The following is a 17,817-nucleotide window of genomic DNA, read 5'->3' as shown; positions in this document are numbered from 1 at the left end:
AAAGGAAATAATATATCGTTTCCAATTTTACTCAATTTATATTTATCTTTATTATTATTTATATACAATGCATCCTTTATTTTCTAATTGTTCTAACCAATTTACGTCCTCAAGTTCACTATTCCATCGTAAATCTAGTCTTTCTAGACCTTCTATATTTAATATTGATTTTGGAAGTTCCTTAATTTTATTTCCTCTTAAATCTATCTCCAATAATTTTTTTAGATTACCAATCTCCTTTGGTAGTTCTTTTATATTGTTATTTCTAAAATTTAAACGCCTTAAATTAATACACTTGCCAATAGACTTTGGAATTTCTAATAATTTATTTTCGCTTATATCAAATACACGTAGGAATTTCAACTCACCAATATTTTCTGGTAATTGTTCTATTTTATTTTCCTTTAAATGAAGTTCTCTTAAACTGTGTAGATCACATATAGATTCAGGTAATTTGAAAATACTATTATCTATTGCCCTAAGTTCAACTAAACTCTTCAACCCACCAATGTTTAAAGGTAATTCCCTTAAAAAGTTATTACTTACGTTTAAATATCTTAATAGATAAAAATTACATATCTCATCCTCTAACACTTCAATTTGATTGTTATGAATATAAAGATATTGGTCTAACCTTTTTAAGTTTCCAATTTCTTTAGGTATGTCTTTTATTTTATTGTGTCCAAAATCAATACTTCTAAGTTTCTTCAATTTCGAAATACTCCTAGGTATAATTTCTATATTATTAGCTGATATATTAAGTACTGTTAAATTACTTAAATCAAAAATCATCTCTGGAATATCCTTTATTCTATTGTTATAAAAAGTTATATCCTCTATGTCTCTACCGAATTCTCTCAAATTAGGCACTTCTTCTAATCCTAAATTATTAAAATTTAATTTCATACTAAATCTCCTTTTTAATAAAACATCTTCAAAAAATAGCAAGCTAATATGATATCTACTTTTTTTAAATGCCTAATATAGTTTATACTTTTATTATAGCCTTACTTAGATATGTTCAAATGAAAAATGTATCAGAAACAGAATCATAAAATTGATTCTACTTCTGATACATACAAAATCACTTCCTAAAGTTTAAGTTCCTGGACTGCTTCTCTTGTGATAATAAGCTTTTCTTCTACTTCTTTAATATTATTTTTTACCATTCCTATAAATAGCATATCTATAATTGCAAGTTGAGATATTCTTGAGCTCATAGCCCCTTCTCTTAATGACTTTTCTACAAAAGGTATTTTTAAAGTTATATCTGACAGGTTTTCAAGTTTATTATTCATACTTGCTTTTGTAATAGATATTACTGGTATTTTAAGTTTCTTAGCATTTTCTACACATTTAATAACTTCTCTTGTACTACCAGAGTATGAAATTGCTATTGCAACATCCCCCGGTTGCATTAATATAGATGAAGTTATTTGAAGATGTGTATCTGTATGCGCTATACATCTTCTATTTATCCTACTTAGTTTATAATAAAAATCTAACCCTACAAGTCCTGATACTCCTACACTATAAATATATATATCTTTAGCATTAATAAGTAACTCTATAGCTTTTTCAAGGTCTTCTTCTTTTATTAACTTAACTGTTTTTTCCATAACAACATCAATTGAATTTTTTATTCCATAAATTATATCTCTAGTTTTTAAATCTTTATCTAAGTATTCAAATTTTGGATTTTCCTCGTTATCATTTAAATTTATAGATAATTTAAACTTCATTTCATTTAAGCTATTAAATCCTACCTTTTTAGAGAATCTAACTACTGTTGCTGCTGAAGTATTTGTTATATCACCAATTTCCTTTGCTGATAAATTTATTATGCTTTCTTTATTTGAAAGTAAATAATCTGCTATTAGTTTTTCTCCATCTGTAAAATTTTCATAGTTCTGTCTTATGTAATCTAAAACATTCATGTAATCACACCCTAATTATATTTAAGTTTGTCTAAAATAAAACTTTTTACCGTTATTTATATATTTTAATAGATAAAAGTCTTTATGTAAAACGGATGCTACATTATTTATTCTCTTATCAGCTTTTTGGTCACTTATTAGAATTTGAAGTTCCCCTTCATATCTAGTATATCCTTCATTATCTATTGTTACATCACCATATTTTTTATCTACTATATTAGTAGGTTTTATTTTATCACCATTAAGAATTAATCTACTTTCACTAGCCCTTATTGCATCTCTTGCATTATCTGGTCTTGAGCTATAAATTTCTTTAAGTAATCTTAAACAAACCTCATCTTCTACTTTTATATCTACTCTTAATTCTACACCATCTTGTTTTAATGATGATAAATCTTTTAATTCTTTTTCACTTGGAAGAGAATCTCCAATAAATACTGATCCATTTCCAATAGCAAACAAATGATTTGCAGCCTCTCTCACTTCCATTCCTCTATGATCTTCAAGTGTTGGCAACCCATCTTTCATAGGACTTCTTCTTCTATTATTAGATTGAACAAAAGCACATATTTTTATTCCTCTTTCATTTAACATATTATTCTTTTGTATCATACACTCCTCTGAAATTCCGGTTCCTATTCTTGGATAGAAATTATGAAGTGAATCTATATTATTATAATTTGGTGAAAGTTTATCTAACTTTTCAAAAAATTCTTCTGTTATTGTAGATGCATTTAATTGAATTTGTATTCCATAATCATTTTTACTCATTTGTGATATTTCTTCTTCTGTATAACCAAAATCTATTCTTATTGTTTTAACACCCATATCTCTTAATCCTTTTAAATCCATGTTTTTTAAATCTAAAAATTTAAAAGTATTTGGAGATATATCACTTATTATATCCATATCATATTCTTTAGCTAATTTAAAAAATCCTCTTACTTCAGCCTTTAACACATCATAATTAGCCTCGGGAATATGTAACGAAGTAAATATTCTTGTATATCCTAATTTATGTGCATCATTTAATAGCTTTATGTTTTCCTCTTTTGTATTATCTAAACCAAAATAAACTGAAAATCCAAAACTCATAATATTTCCCTCCATTTTTTTATTATGCCTTAGGGATATGAAAGAAAATACACCAACGGCGGGCAGGGCCACTAGTCAAAGATTATAACTAGTTATTTTTTCAAGTTCCCTTTTGCAACTATTATTTAACATACATTATACTTTTAAAAAAGAGTGATAATTAACATTAAATTTAATGTACTTACCACCCTTTTTTATGAAATTTCTACTATAATATTATTCTACTGGATCTTCAAATCCAAGCATTTTTGTGAAGAAGTATCCAGCTATATATGATGTTAAAACTCCTACTAAGAATACTAGCATCTTTCCATCTGCAATTAATAATGCAAGTGGTAATCCAGATACTCCAAGTGCAACTGCTCCAACTTTAAAGAATGCCATTACAGCTCCACCAACTCCAGCTCCTAAACAAGCTCCAAGGAAAGGTCTTCCAAGTGGCAGAGTTACTCCGTATATTAAAGGTTCACCTATTCCTAAGAACCCCGGTATCAAACCATTTTTAGCCATTTTCTTTAAACGTTCATTCTTTGTTGTCCTTAATACTGCGATAGTAGCTCCAACTTGAGCCATACCAGCTGTTGCAAGTATTGGGAGTAATACTGTAAACCCAACATTAGCTATTAAATCTGCATGTATTGGTGTTAATGCTTGATGCATTCCTGTCATAACTAGTGGTAGGAATAATGCTCCTGATATTGTTCCTGATATAACAGAAACTATCATATTATCTGATGCTATTGTTTGAGCCACTAATAATCCTATTGAATCTGATATAAATCCACCTGCTGGTTGAAGTATAAATAACGCCGCAAGTACTGAAACTGTAAGTGTAACTAATGGTGTTACAAATAAATCTAAAACATCTGGTACAAAGCTTCTACAAATCTTTTCAACATAGCAAGCTAGTAGTACTACTAGTATTACTGATATAATTCCACCTCTACCTGGAGTTAATGCTACTCCAAAAAGAGTTATTTTAGCAAGTGATGCTGATGACAAAATACCACCAAGAACACCACCCATCATAGGCATTTGTGAACCAAACTCCTTAGCTGCGTTAACCCCAACTAAAATTGATAAAATCGAGAATACACCATTACCTATAAGTCCTATAATTAGTGCTGATGTTGTAGACTTATATACATCTCCAAAATACACACCGGCTATATTATTTACAGCAAGTACAAGTCCACTTGCTACAAATAAAGGTATTAACGGGATAAATATATTCCCTATTTTTTTAAGAGCGTTCTTAAACTTGGTATCATTTTTTTCTTTTAATTTAGCTTTAGTTTCACGTACTGCTTCTTCTCCAAGTAAAACATTTTTCCCTATTAGTTTCTTTAATTCTTCGGTTACTTTATTTACCTTTCCTGGTCCATAAATAACCTGTAATTGGCCTTTATTTTCTACAACACCTAAAGCTCCCTCTGATTTTTTTATTGCAACTATATCTGCTTTTGAGTAATCATTAAGTTCTAATCTACAGCGAGTCATACAGTTCGTTGCTGATTTTATATTTTCTTTCCCACCAACTAATTCAACTAATCTTTTTGCAATTTCTTGATTTGTCATTATAATGTCCTCCTTATTTTTTATTTTTTACTTACTATAATATATATTGTTTATTTATCTACTTATTAAAGATTTTTTAAAGCTTCAGCGATATAACCTTTACTTTCTTTTAATTTAAATCCTGCTTCTTCTTTTTCAAGTTTTGATAAAATCATGAATATAGCAAGCTTTACATCAAATTCTGTTTTACTTAAAACTTCAGCAGCTTCATTTATAGTTACTCCTGTTGCTTCAGCTACTATTTTTTTAGCTCTCTCAACTAATTTTTCATTTGTTGATCTTACATCTACCATTAAGTTCCCATAAACTTTACCAAGTTTTATCATGCTTCCTGTAGATAACATATTTAAAACTAATTTTTGAGCTGTTCCTGATTTTAATCTAGTAGACCCAGTTATTACTTCTGCCCCAACTACAGGCGCTATTGATATTTTTGCTTCTTTTGAAACAGCTGAATCCGCATTACACGTAACTGAAATTGTTAAAGCTCCTATTTCATTTGCATATTGAAGTCCGCCAATAACATAAGGTGTTCTCCCTGATGCTGCAAGCCCAACTACTGTATCATTTGCAGTTAATTTTCTTTCTTTTAAACCCGAAACTGCAAGTTCCCTTGAATCTTCTGCACCTTCTTTAGCTCTGAAAATTGCTTCTTGACCTCCAGCTATAATACCTTGAATCAGGTCTTCTGAAACTCCATAAGTTGGTGGACACTCTGATGCGTCTAATATTCCAAGTCTACCGGAAGTACCAGCTCCTATGTAAATTAATCTTCCACCTTTGTGCATTCTTTCAACAATACCATCTATAGCTTCTGCAATTTGAGGAAGTTCCCTTTCAACAGCTTCTGCCACCTTCTTGTCCTCATTATTAATTTTCTTAACCATTTCAATAGTTGAAATTTTATCTATATCTAAAGTATTTTGGTTTCTACTCTCTGTAGTTAATTTACCTAAGTTTAATCTATCCATTTTATTTTCCTCCGCTTTCTTTTATATTAGGGGCTTCAAAGAATAACTAATCAGATTCTGTTTTATTTTCTTTCAGCTCCATTACCTTGTTTATTATTATTTAATGTCTACGTTTACTTAAATTCTATGACTACGTTTTCATCTGTTGAATTTATAATAACATATTTAAAATTATATTTCAAGTATTTTTTTATTTTATGAAACGTTATTTCATAAATAGCTAAAAGTTATCCTTCTCTAACCACTATTATTCTTAATAAAAGAACTTTTTCAAACCATAAATTCCCTATTAATTGAATAATAGTAATATTATCTATTAATTTGCGATTATTTTGTGTATAATTGATATGTATTTATTTTTTAATATTAATACAACCAATATATAAATAATAAATATAGTTGAAGGTTTATTGCTTTTAGCTCCTCTGGCAATTATTGTGCCTATAATTTTCAATAAATTTAGAAATATTAAATCAATACTAATTCTATGTTTTTCAGTATCTATATTAATAGATTTTCTTTAGTATTTATTGCTTTTATTAGGAAATTTAAGATAAGTTAACATAGACTGAGTAATTAAAAATACATTATGTGGCATAATAGGATTTTTAGTATTTAAAATTATAAATAGCATACGGCATTCTTTTTAAAATAACGATTCAATACGCTAGTATATTTTTTAAGAATCCCTTACTTTTAGGAGATGAAAAAATGAAAAAAATTTTTATAATACTTTCATTAATACTTATTATTTGTTTTGGAATTACTTTATTAATTTGCCCTGGAATCTCACCACTAATACATAATAAATTAATTTTAAAATATGAAAATACTGAAGGTGGTAAATTTTTAAACAATATTAAGACAGAGACAACAATCAATGACGATTCAAATTTATTAACGGATGTTCCATATGAAGTTAATTTATATTTTAATAAAACCAAATTAAATTTAAGCAATAAATTATTACACAAATATAACAGATATTACGTTCCTATAACTGAATTTTCAAAATTCTTTGGAGAAGATATTCTAATAAACGATGAAGAAATTCAGATATCTAACGATGTAATTTTGAATATATCCGATAAAAATTACAAAAAAGATGATAAAACTATTTCATTAAGAGGCGATCTTCCATTTATAGATAGTGAATATTACATCTCTTTTTCTGATATATGTGAGATTTTAAATCTATCTACTTATTGGAGTTATAAGAATAACAATATTTATATCAATAAAACCAATGTTCCCAATTCCGATACTTTACGCAAACCTAAAAAGAAGCATAAAAAAGACGCTTATATTAGATTTGAGGATGTTGCGGCAGGAGATGTATATACTCAACAAGATACTTTGGAAAAATTAAGGATAATAACGGATTATATGTATGAGGAATCGCAAAATTTTAGTGTAGCATGGGTTCCAAGATATATTAATAATACATTACATATCGATAACGATGTTTCAGAAGATAATTCATTTGCCAATGCTAATTTCATATTTACTCTGGATCATTCAATTAATAGGGGTGGGAGTATAGTCCTTCATGGTTACACTCATCAATATGGCGATGCTAACAGCATTTCAGGTTCTGAATTTGGTGAAAAAGGGTATAATACTGAAAAAGAAATTAGAGAAAGATTGGAGTCTGCTATAACTCTTGCAACTAAGGTGAATATTCCTCCATCCGGTTGGGAAACACCACACTACCGTACAAATCGTGAGCAACAATTAATATTTGAAGAATATTTTAAAATACTTTACGAGCCATCCATAGAAAAGTATAACAAAAATATAATTACTAGCAAAAAAAATGGTCTTACTAAATTTATTCCTACTCCTTTAAGTTATATTAAGGATAACGATGTAGATACTATGATTAAAAATATTGAATCTAAAAATTCAGATACAGAGTTAAGTTTATTCTATCATCCAAGCATTGAAATTGATAGCGTACATGTATCATTAAGTGAAGATGGAACCATTAATTCTACTTATGATGAAAATTCTATCCTTAAAAAAATAGTCTCTTGTATTGATGTATTAGGCTATAGATTTAAAAGTATAGATGATTTATAACTCTAGAATAGTTCACGTTAAGTATTTGAAAAAATACCAAGTTAAGGCGATTATATATTAGCTTATTATTTTTTTAGATACCCCTATCCTTACACTAGTATCTAAATATATATAAGCCATGCTTTTTTTAAAAGCATGGCTTATATATATTTAGCAATCTTCAAAAAGTTATATTAGTGATCTAAAATAAAATACACGAGAATCTGACTAGTTTTTTTAGCTCACTTATTCAACATATTTCTCTATATTATCTAATCTTTTTAACAAGTCTTCGAAGTCTTTCATATACTTCGAGTATTCATCTAATTCTAATCCTATGCTACACGCTAACCTTCCAGGAATATCTTTAGCTTTTTCTTCAAGCTCTATACCATTTTTAGTAATAACTATATATATTTTTCTATCATCTTTTTCATCTTTAATTTTATCTATATACCCATAACCCTCTAACTTAGTCACAATAGGGGTCAATGTGCCTGTCTTCATTTTCAATTTATAACTTAAATCTTTAAAAGATATTTTCTTATTTTCCCATAGAACCATCATAGTCAAATATTGTGGATATGTTAATTTAATATCCTTTAGCAATGGGCCATATATTCTAACTATACTTTTTGATATAGAATACACTTTAAAACAAAGCTGATTTTCTAATTTTAAATAATCATTCATAATACTTACTCCTATTATAATTATAAATTTATAATATTATAATTTCATAATTATTTTTTCTTTTAATGACTTTATACCTTCTGGGCTGTGAGTTGATAAGTAAACAGTATTATTCATTTTAATAAATTCTCTAATTTTATTTAAAGTTTCTATAGCTAAATCTTTATCTTCAAATACCACTGAAAGTACATTTTGTCTTAGTGCTTCATCTGTATAAGTTACATCTCCATGAAACATATACTGTAATCCATCAAATTCTGCTACTACTATGGAGTTTCCCTTTGTGTGTCCATAAGCAGGCAACATAAATACATTGTCAGCTATTTTTTCACTCTTTTTAAAATTCTTATATTCTCCATCTTTAAAATTAACTCTAACTATATTGTCTCCATTTAAATTCATAGCATCAGCTTCTATTTGCGATATATAAATTTTTGCATTATTAAATAATCTAAGTTCTCCACTATGGTCTGGATGTTTATGTGTAACTACAACTTTATCTATATCTTCTACTTTATATCCGGCCTGTTTTAATGCATCAACAAAATTATTAATCTTTTTACCAGCATATATCATTTGTCCCGGTTTTTCTTCCATATCTTTCATTTCCATAGGTAACCCCGTATCTACTAGTATAACCTCATCTCCTGTATCTATTAGATAACTTTGCAGGCTAGATTCATAAAGTTTATCTTCATCTATCTTTTCTTTTTCAACAGACCCTCCAAATGCAAACCCCTCTTTCATATATCCTTTCTCATAAAACTCTAATGATACTATTTTCATTTTAAAATCCTCCAATACTTTTATTTTTAATTTTCAATCGCTTACGATTAATCTTATACGATTATATTAACTAAATTTGTTTTTCTTGTCAATAGTTTATTTATATATTAAAATTTAATATTTTCGCATTTTTATTAATCCTATGTTTTCCCATTAATATATGTACATAAAAAAGAGACTAGATAATATAATCTAACCTCCTTTACGTTTAATTTTCCTTATCTATATTCTCAATTTTTTTATTTTCTTTTTGACAATCTTCGTCTTCACAATGGCATTTAGATTCTAATGTATCTTCTACTAATATTGATGTCTCTGTATTTTCTTCAATTGATGTTTTCTTGTATTGAACATTATCGTTTGGATTATCGATATTTGTACTACATATTACTGATGGGGTCATAGCTAAAGCTCCTATTAAAGTTAATGACAATATTATTTTTTTCATTTTTTTCCTCCATATCTAATAGTTTATATCCTAAATTCTACAAACTTGAGCATCTTTTAAAAATAACTAGTTAAAATATTTCACTAGTGGCCCTGCCCGCCGTTGGTGTATTTTTTTAACTCCTTTATATTATTTGCATTTAATAATATTTTATTACTAACAAATTAAAATTTAAGACTATTTATAGAGTATATTAATTTATATTTCAAAAAACCGCACACCAAAAGGTGTACGGTAAATAATATCTATTTTTTATTTAACTATTATTCTTCAATTGAAATAGCTTCTACTGGACATCCCTCGCAGGCTTCTCTAACTGAATCTTCTGTTCCTGCAACAACTTCTCCAGCTACTGCAACTCCTGTATCTAAAGAAAATACTTCTGAACATGTTCCTTCACATAATCCACATGATATACAAACGTTCTCGTCTACAAATGCTTTCATCTTTTATTCCCCCTGTAATTTATATTGAGTATAAATGTATTATCAATCAATAATGATTATTTGTCAATACTTTTTAAACATTATTATCTATTCTAATATTATAATGTATTATTTTAGTTATCCACTCTTTTTACTAGTGGTACTGAACTCCTATTAAAATTAACTGTTATTTTAGAAAAAATACCTCTAGACTAAGGTTTTTTAGTCTAGAGGTATTTTTATATTTACTATTTCCTTTTTTTATTGAATATTATCAACGATACTATTCCGATTAATAAAACTCCTATATAACCTAACATTGATGAATCTCCAGTATTAGGAATATTAATTTTTGTTTTTTCTTCTTGTTTTTCTTCAACTAATATTTGTGATTTTATTATTTCTGGGCTTACCAATACTTCCTCTTCTTTAGTTGGTTCTATTTTTTCTGCTTTTATTTCCTCACTAGTTAATTCCGTTATTGTTTCTTCTTTCACTTCTTCTTCTATTTCATTAACTAATATTTGAGGTTTTATTATTTCTGCTTTTACTAATACGTCCTCTTCTTTAGTTGGGTCTATTTTTTCTGGTTTTATTTCCTCACCAGTTAATTCCGTTGTTGTTTCTTCTTTCACTTCTTCTTCTATTTCATTAACTAATATTTGAGGTTTTATTATTTCTGCTTTTACTAATACGTCCTCTTCTTTAGTTTGTTCTACTTTTTCTGGTCTTATTTCCTCACCAGTTAATTCCTCTGTTGTTTCCTCTTTTACTTCTTCTTCTATTTCATTAACTAATATTTGTGGTTTTATTATTTCTGGTTTTACAACTACTTCGCCTTCTTTAGTTGGGTCTATTTTTTCTTCTTTTATTTCCGGATCAGTTAATTCCTCTGTTGTTTCTTCCTTTACTACTTCTTCTATTTCACTATAATTAATTATTGGAACTTCATTTTCAATATCTTTTAATTTTATTACTTTTCCTATATCATCTTTTAAAATTTCAAATCTATGTTCTTTTCGATCTATTTTATAACCTTTAGGAGCTTCAATCTCTTGCAGATAATATATTCCAAGTTCTTCCAAATAAGATCTTATCATACCATTATTATCACTTACTATTTCTTTAATAGTATTCTTATCCTTATCTTTCAATATAAACCTAGCACCTTCTAGCACCTTATTCTTATCATTTTTATCTATTTTTTTAGCTTCAAATTTGAACCCTTTAGCTGTGCTAACTTCATTTGTTGGTATATCATTAATTTTAGCAATATTTCTAACTATTGTTCCATCTTCTACATTCTTAAAATCTACATATATTTTTATCTCAATACGCTCTCCATATAATAACGATCTTTTATCATTAATAATTCTCACTATATTTGTGTTTTTATCTATGCTAGTAGTAAAACCTTCTGGTGCTTCTATATTTAATATTTCTAACCTTTTATCAATATCATCTGTTACAGTTAAATAATCTTTATCAAATAAACCAAAGCAATCAAAAACTATAGAATATATTGCTTTTTGATCTTCTGAGTGCTTAATTTCTTTTTTATCTACACTCTTTTCAGCATTAATAGCGCCTGCTGTTCTGTCATATTTTATAATGTCTCCAACATCTGATATTTTATTGTTATATTTAAGTTTTGCTTTGTTTTCATAATTCAGTTCTCTTGAAACTACTTTCATTTCATAACTAATAACATAATGCTCTGTAATATCTCCAAAGTTTATTATTATTTTGCCATTTTCTACACTTATTTTATTTTTCATTTTCTCTGTTATCCAATTGAAATTTCTATTCAAATCATACGTACCAATATTAATACTTTCCTTATTAACTTCCATTCCCTTAGGAATAATATCTTCTAATATAACATTCTGTAAAGATGATCCACTCTCATTAACATCAATCCTATATTTTACCACCTGGCCAATTGAAGTAACATTTATAATTCCACCATCTTTATCTTTACCTTTATCAGCATAACTACTTTTAGATAGGACATTTTCCTCACCAACTACCTTATTTAATACAACAGTACTTTTAATACTTGTATTATCTTTATAAAGAACAGCAGTGTTCATATATTTAAGTAGCTCTTTAGTTATTTTCGATTCATAACTAATAATATATTTACAATTAATATCACCTAATTGTATATCCAACACCTTATTATTTTTACTAACCATACCATCATTGGTAATATCTATTTGTTTATTTTCTCTATCAACTTTAATTATTTTTATTGACTCAGTAATTAATTCCATACCATCTGGCATATTATCAATTATTCTTGCTTTACCTAAGTTACTATATTTTTCATTTACATATATAGTATACTGTTTTATTTTCCCTACTATTTGACCGCTAACTTCACCTATAGTATTTCCATCATTATCAAATCCTACATGACCATCTATATCCTTAAGTAACTCTCGATCTACAATTACACTTGGTTTTACGGGGTCCACTATTATTGGTTCCGTTGGCTTTAATACAATATCAACGCTAGTTATTAATTTTCCATTAACCTGAACTTCTATTGTTTTTTTTTCTTCAGTTCCACCCTTAGATACTAAAGCTTTAATTTTTATATATCCTTGTACAGCCTTATAAGCATTCTCTCCAAATGTTAATGTTGTTATATCACCTTCAGTTTTCATATCCTTAAAATGTTCTTTTGGATATATTAATTTTAAATTTTTAAATTCCTCCGGCAATTTAAATACTAAACTATCATTTTCCTTTATATTTCCTATATTACCTTTAACCTTATATTCTACCATAAAGCTAATCTCTTCCCCATCACTATAAGTATTTTTATCTAATAATACCTTTACGTCTAATACAGAACTTGTAAATGCCGATACTGGAATTGCTAAAGCATTAATTAATATTACACTCACTACTGCTAATAATACTACTGATTTCTTTAAACTTTTCTTTATCATCTATTTTCCTCCTCTTTATATTTTTAGATGTTGTTTTATTTTTCTTTAATAATAAATATTGTTTTTTGCAAAAAAAAAGACTATTTAATAATTAATTTTTTAAAATTAATTATAAATAGTCGGTTGCACTGCTAACTCCATATATTCCAAGTGCCCAAATACAGAATATATTTCATAGTTCCTATATACATTATTTTGAATATTTTTAACAATATTCTTTCTTTTTTATTTACTTAATATTTATATTTTGCAAAATATCTTTTGACTTTCTTTTGATAATTGACATTATTTTTGCAAAAAAAAGACTATTTAATAATCAATTTTTTAAAATTAATTATAAATAGTCGGTTGCACTTCTAACTTCATATATTCCAAGTGCCCAAATACAGAATATATTTCATAGTTCCTATATACATTATTTTGAATATTTTTAACAATATTCTTTCTTTTTTATCGCAATTAATATTATAGCACATTATTTTATTTTATCAATATATTTATTCCATTTACTCCAATTGTTTCCCGTTAACCATAATTCTAGCATCATTAAATTCAAAACTACATGTCGTCAATGTTATAATTTTATCCTTTTCGCCTATATCTAATTTGTTTAAATGTAGTGATTTTACTTCTAATTTATTTAAATAAGTTAGATATGATTCTTTATTTGCAAAGTTATATTCTAAATATTCCTCTTTTGCATCGGTAACATATACAGAAAATATTTCATATCTTTTTATTTCATTATTACTCTTTAAGATAATAACCTGGTTAGAAAATCAATATTCTTAATAAAAACTAAAAGCTATAGAATTAATGGTATAACCACTATTTCTATAGCTTTTATTTTTTTCTATAAAGAATCGTAAAATAAATATGAAGAAGTTGTATCAATATAAATTATAATCTGCATTAATAACTTCTATAATAATATTATTTTTATCTACATTTACTAAGCTTACTTCTTCTGAAATATCTGCCCATTTATGTGCACAAACTTTAAATCTTGCAAGTTCCCATAAAGTATTGTTATGAGTTTATCTTGTAACATTTCCATATTGTATTTCAAAAGTGGCTTATATGCTATTTATATCAATTGTTAATGATGCCTTTAATAATATATATCTATATACCAGTTATCAAATCACATAGGTTTATTTTCAAATGACTGAAGTTCATTTCCTATAGATTCAGTTTTCAAATTTTCTTTATTTGCTGCTTTACTAATAAATGATATTATTTGTTCCTCAGCATCAAATTTAACTCTAAAGCTTGTGCAATACGATTAATTTTCTTATATTCCCCTACACTATTTTGATTTTCTCAATTCCCACCTTTTACTCTCTTTATTTAATTAAAATATAAAATTTCAATTAATTCTATATTTTATAATAGAGCTCAATACTCCCATTGTTAGATTCATTCCATATCCATCAATTACAAAATTAAGTTTCATTAATATTATTAGCCCTTGATAATTGCCTTCAGAGTTTAAAGGAGCTCTGGCTTCCTGCTCATCTAATGTAACCTCATAATTATTAAATTTAAATTTAAATGTATATGTTCCATTTTTATTTTTATTTTATCTAATTATACTAACTTATTTCTATTTTTGGAATTTATCTTCTAATTAATTTTCAAAATATGTGTTTAATAAAATTTATCCACAGTTTTGAAATCTATAGTAAAAAAACCGCACACCAAAAGGTGTACGGTAAATAATATCTATTTTTTATTTAACTATTATTCTTCAATTGAAATAGCTTCTACTGGACATCCCTCGCAGGCTTCTCTAACTGAATCTTCTGTTCCTGCAACAACTTCTCCAGCTACTGCAACTCCTGTATCTAAAGAAAATACTTCTGAACATGTTCCTTCACATAATCCACATGATATACAAACGTTCTCGTCTACAAATGCTTTCATCTTTTATTCCCCCTGTAATTTATATTGAGTATAAATGTATTATCAATCAATAATGATTATTTGTCAATATTCTTTAAAGGATACTATCTATTCCAAGAACATCTATTTCATATATTCTTACTGCGGAATCTGCTCCTTGACTTGGTTTTAGCACATTTATTTTTACATATTTAGCTTGAGTAGCTTTAAATGTATCAACAGTGTTTCCAAGTTGATTTTTAAGAACTTCAACTACTGGCGTAAATGTTACTCCATCTAAACTAGTTTCTATTGTATAGCTTTGAGTGTTCATACCAGGGTTTTCTCCACCAGCTTCTGCATGAGCCATACGAATTTCGCTTACAGTTTTAACTGCTCCAAGATCTATTGTAATATCATGAGGAGCTGTACCTGTTGCACACCATTTTGTATTAGTTTTTCCATCTAAAGCAAAATTAGGTGCTTCAGCAGGATTAACAAAGCTTGAGGCTGTAACTTGTTTATTTTGTGAAAGGTTTGTAAGTTCTGATTTAACCTTTGAACTTACTGTTATAAAATCTTCAATAACCTTAACATCTTCGCCTTCTTTATTCTTAGCTGTTAAAGTAACTGAATACACACCATCTTTAGCATAGCTAACTTTTGGGTTATTATCTGTACTTTTTTCTGTACTTGATCCTGGCATGCTCCATTCTACACTTTCAGTAACTGCAGAACTTATGCTTTCGAATGTTATTTCTTCACCAGGTGCAACTAATGTTTTTGATACTTTTAAATTAGCTTTAGGAATGTTATTTGCTGGCCATTCCATAACTACTTTATCTGATTTTCCTGATTTGTTGTTTTTATTAACAGCAACTACTTCAAATGTTGTTTTATCTGATTTATCATCTCTCTTAAGTGCATTTACAAAGAATCTATTATTTTGAGTAGCACCTAAGAATGAGCTTGTTTTATCATCATTAATCCTGTAAACTTCATAATGATCAATATCTTTTTCATCTCCTGAATCCCAAGAAAGTCTTGATCCTGCATACATATCCTCTTCTTCAAATTTAGCATCATCAAGTTTTAAGTTTTTAACATTAATTTTTTTGCTAGATTTCGGATCTTGTATTGTTATATTACCTAAGTTGAAAATTAAATTACTAACATTTTCTTCTGAAGATATTTTATAAGATATTGTTTTAATAGATTTATCAGTAAGCTTAGAAACATCATATTTTACAGTTGTCCATTCTGTTCCTATAGCCTTGTCAGCTTTTATAGTTTCAGTGCTTCCATCATGGAATTCTAAAACTAAATCAAGGTCTACTTGTGCACTTGATTTTGCTGAAGTAGTAAATTCAATACCTTTTTCAAGTTTAAGATCTGCACTGTAAAGTTTTATATTAGAAGATTTAGATCCTTCTAAATTTCCCATGAATTTTATAGAGTTACCACCATAAAACGCAGTTGCAAAATCCATAGTAGCATTTAATTTATTATTTCCTTCATTTGCAATTATCCATCTATAGCTTGGCATTATATCTCCAAGACTTCTATTATTCCAATCACGTTCTGATGCTTTCTCCCCATTAATAAAGAAGTTATATCCGTTACCCATATTGAAACTAGTGTTAAAAGGTAATTTATTTACAACTGATTTTTCAACAGCATAAGTTGAAATTCCCTTCCACTCTGTTCCTTTAGTTTCTGTATTAATAGTTGGGTTTTTAAATTCATTTACCCATAATCTATTTTCTTTATTTTCAAACTCTTCTATAGTTTCAGAAGAGAAGTATGTCCAACTTGGACAATATAAACCAAGAGATGTATAGTTTTTTCCTGGACCATTTTCAAACAAGTCCCAACGAATTGGAGTTCCTGTTCCATTTTCTTGCATATCTACTCCAGCATATACATCGTATGGATTTACTCCTACTTCTTCTGCTTTTTTATTAGAAGCTTTAAGCAATTCTTTTTCAACAAGCTTCTTATTAGTCCACCAGAAATTTAAGAACATGCTATCTGCAACAGCATTCTTATCTCCATCAACTAAGAAATAATCATTTTTATCAGTAAGTGCATTTTGCCAATCCATCTCACCATCTTTTGTCATAGAATCATACCACATTATCTCTAAATCATCATTAGCTTTACTCTTAAATTCTTTTATAAATTCTTGCATAAGAGCTGCATGTTCAATAGATAAGGGTGCTTCCTTTGTAGTTTCAGTTTCTTGGTTTATAAACCAACCATCAAAATTATAAGTTTTAGCAACTTCCATAAGTTTATCAGTCATAGGAAAATTCCCTGACTCATCTTTTTCTAAAAATTCATTAAGCCATTCCATCTTGCCGCCATGAGCTGTTTGAGGAAAGAATATCGTTCCTAAAACTGCAACCCCATTTTTATGAGCAGAATCAATAACATCCGCAGTTGGTGGAACTATTAGACCTTCACCTGCAGATCCTCCCCAATAAACAAGCTTATCTATGTATTGCCAATAAGAAAATGTATTAGATGCAAATTTACTAGATCCTTGTGATGGATTTCCACTAGTACTAGCATTCATTATTGAAATAGCAACAACATTCATATCCTTATTTTGCGTAGCATTAACAGCTTCTAACTTTTCTGTGTCTACTCTCTTTGCTAAAGGTACTTTACCCATATTGAAAGCAGCATCTTTATCATCCTCTGCCTTCCAATTTAAAAGTTCTTCTGGAAACCACTGAGATGATATGGGTTGATTTGCTATAACAAATTTGTCAGCTTCCTCTGTAATACCATAGTTACTCTTTTTCTCACTTCTAGTGCAAGAAACAAGATTAAAACTAAAAGTAAGCGCTAAAAATGCAGGCGCTAAAAGTTTTATTTTTTTATTCATATAGTTATCCCCCTTAAATTTTAGAAGCCATTTTATAATTTTAAGGCCCCTTTTTTTATCTTAATTTTAGAGTGCTCAATTTAATG

The 17,817-nt window shown here is 27.8% G+C and carries 13 protein-coding genes and 2 riboswitches; of the genes, 1 reads left to right on the top strand and 12 read right to left on the bottom strand.

The window, feature by feature from the left end; translation table 11 throughout:
- Nucleotides 1-54 precede the first annotated feature (54 nt).
- The 5 genes from J1C67_RS08880 to murQ form a co-directional block, all read right to left on the bottom strand.
- Complete coding sequence (locus J1C67_RS08880) at nucleotides 55-906, bottom strand: leucine-rich repeat domain-containing protein (protein ID WP_167867552.1); 852 nt, start codon at nucleotides 904-906, stop codon at nucleotides 55-57.
- 185 nt (nucleotides 907-1,091) lie between these two features.
- Entirely contained in the window at nucleotides 1,092-1,937 is an 846-nt protein-coding gene (locus tag J1C67_RS08875; RefSeq protein WP_167867553.1) for a MurR/RpiR family transcriptional regulator, read from the bottom strand.
- A 21-nt stretch (nucleotides 1,938-1,958) separates the two neighbouring features.
- Nucleotides 1,959-3,032, bottom strand: coding sequence for a MupG family TIM beta-alpha barrel fold protein (locus tag J1C67_RS08870; RefSeq protein WP_167867554.1), 1,074 nt, complete (start codon nucleotides 3,030-3,032; stop codon nucleotides 1,959-1,961).
- Nucleotides 3,033-3,248: 216 nt separating this feature from the next.
- A complete protein-coding gene (locus tag J1C67_RS08865) occupies nucleotides 3,249-4,610 on the bottom strand; it encodes a PTS transporter subunit EIIC (RefSeq protein WP_089966795.1) in 1,362 nt (453 codons plus the stop codon).
- 65 nt (nucleotides 4,611-4,675) lie between these two features.
- Nucleotides 4,676-5,581, bottom strand: a complete 906-nt coding sequence (murQ, locus tag J1C67_RS08860; RefSeq protein WP_089966797.1) for an N-acetylmuramic acid 6-phosphate etherase — start codon at nucleotides 5,579-5,581, stop codon at nucleotides 4,676-4,678.
- Between the two features lie 711 nt (nucleotides 5,582-6,292).
- Here murQ and J1C67_RS08855 point away from each other — a divergent pair.
- Nucleotides 6,293-7,663 carry a DUF2334 domain-containing protein gene (locus J1C67_RS08855; RefSeq protein WP_167867555.1) on the top strand — a complete coding sequence of 457 codons (1,371 nt, stop codon included), beginning with the start codon at nucleotides 6,293-6,295 and terminating at the stop codon, nucleotides 7,661-7,663.
- A gap of 225 nt (nucleotides 7,664-7,888) precedes the next feature.
- Here J1C67_RS08855 and J1C67_RS08850 read toward each other — a convergent pair whose 3' ends face one another.
- The 7 genes from J1C67_RS08850 to J1C67_RS08815 all read right to left on the bottom strand — a co-directional run bounded on the left by J1C67_RS08850 (nucleotide 7,889) and on the right by J1C67_RS08815 (nucleotide 17,731).
- Entirely contained in the window at nucleotides 7,889-8,335 is a 447-nt protein-coding gene (locus tag J1C67_RS08850) for a MarR family winged helix-turn-helix transcriptional regulator (protein ID WP_089966803.1), read from the bottom strand.
- Nucleotides 8,336-8,371: 36 nt separating this feature from the next.
- Nucleotides 8,372-9,121, bottom strand: a complete 750-nt coding sequence (locus tag J1C67_RS08845) for an MBL fold metallo-hydrolase (protein ID WP_167867556.1) — start codon at nucleotides 9,119-9,121, stop codon at nucleotides 8,372-8,374.
- Nucleotides 9,122-9,329: 208 nt separating this feature from the next.
- Entirely contained in the window at nucleotides 9,330-9,569 is a 240-nt protein-coding gene (locus J1C67_RS08840) for a hypothetical protein (protein WP_089966807.1), read from the bottom strand.
- 263 nt (nucleotides 9,570-9,832) lie between these two features.
- Complete coding sequence (locus J1C67_RS08835; RefSeq protein ID WP_089966808.1) at nucleotides 9,833-10,015, bottom strand: ferredoxin; 183 nt, start codon at nucleotides 10,013-10,015, stop codon at nucleotides 9,833-9,835.
- 227 nt (nucleotides 10,016-10,242) lie between these two features.
- Entirely contained in the window at nucleotides 10,243-12,954 is a 2,712-nt protein-coding gene (locus J1C67_RS08830; protein WP_167867697.1) for a collagen binding domain-containing protein, read from the bottom strand.
- Nucleotides 12,955-13,062: 108 nt separating this feature from the next.
- Nucleotides 13,063-13,146, bottom strand: a riboswitch (cyclic di-GMP riboswitch).
- Between the two features lie 141 nt (nucleotides 13,147-13,287).
- Nucleotides 13,288-13,371: riboswitch (cyclic di-GMP riboswitch) on the bottom strand.
- A gap of 1,326 nt (nucleotides 13,372-14,697) precedes the next feature.
- On the bottom strand, nucleotides 14,698-14,880 hold the full coding sequence (locus tag J1C67_RS08820) for a ferredoxin (protein ID WP_089966808.1): 183 nt from the start codon (nucleotides 14,878-14,880) through the stop codon (nucleotides 14,698-14,700).
- A 73-nt stretch (nucleotides 14,881-14,953) separates the two neighbouring features.
- Nucleotides 14,954-17,731 carry an endo-beta-N-acetylglucosaminidase gene (locus J1C67_RS08815; protein ID WP_167865833.1) on the bottom strand — a complete coding sequence of 926 codons (2,778 nt, stop codon included), beginning with the start codon at nucleotides 17,729-17,731 and terminating at the stop codon, nucleotides 14,954-14,956.
- Nucleotides 17,732-17,817: the final 86 nt, after the last annotated feature.

Origin of the sequence: Clostridium gasigenes (genome assembly GCF_017348895.1) — a bacterium.
In the GTDB taxonomy this organism is placed as follows: domain Bacteria; phylum Bacillota; class Clostridia; order Clostridiales; family Clostridiaceae; genus Clostridium; species Clostridium gasigenes.
Note: the sequence above shows the minus strand (reverse complement) of the source record. Positions and strands in the feature narration are given on the sequence as shown.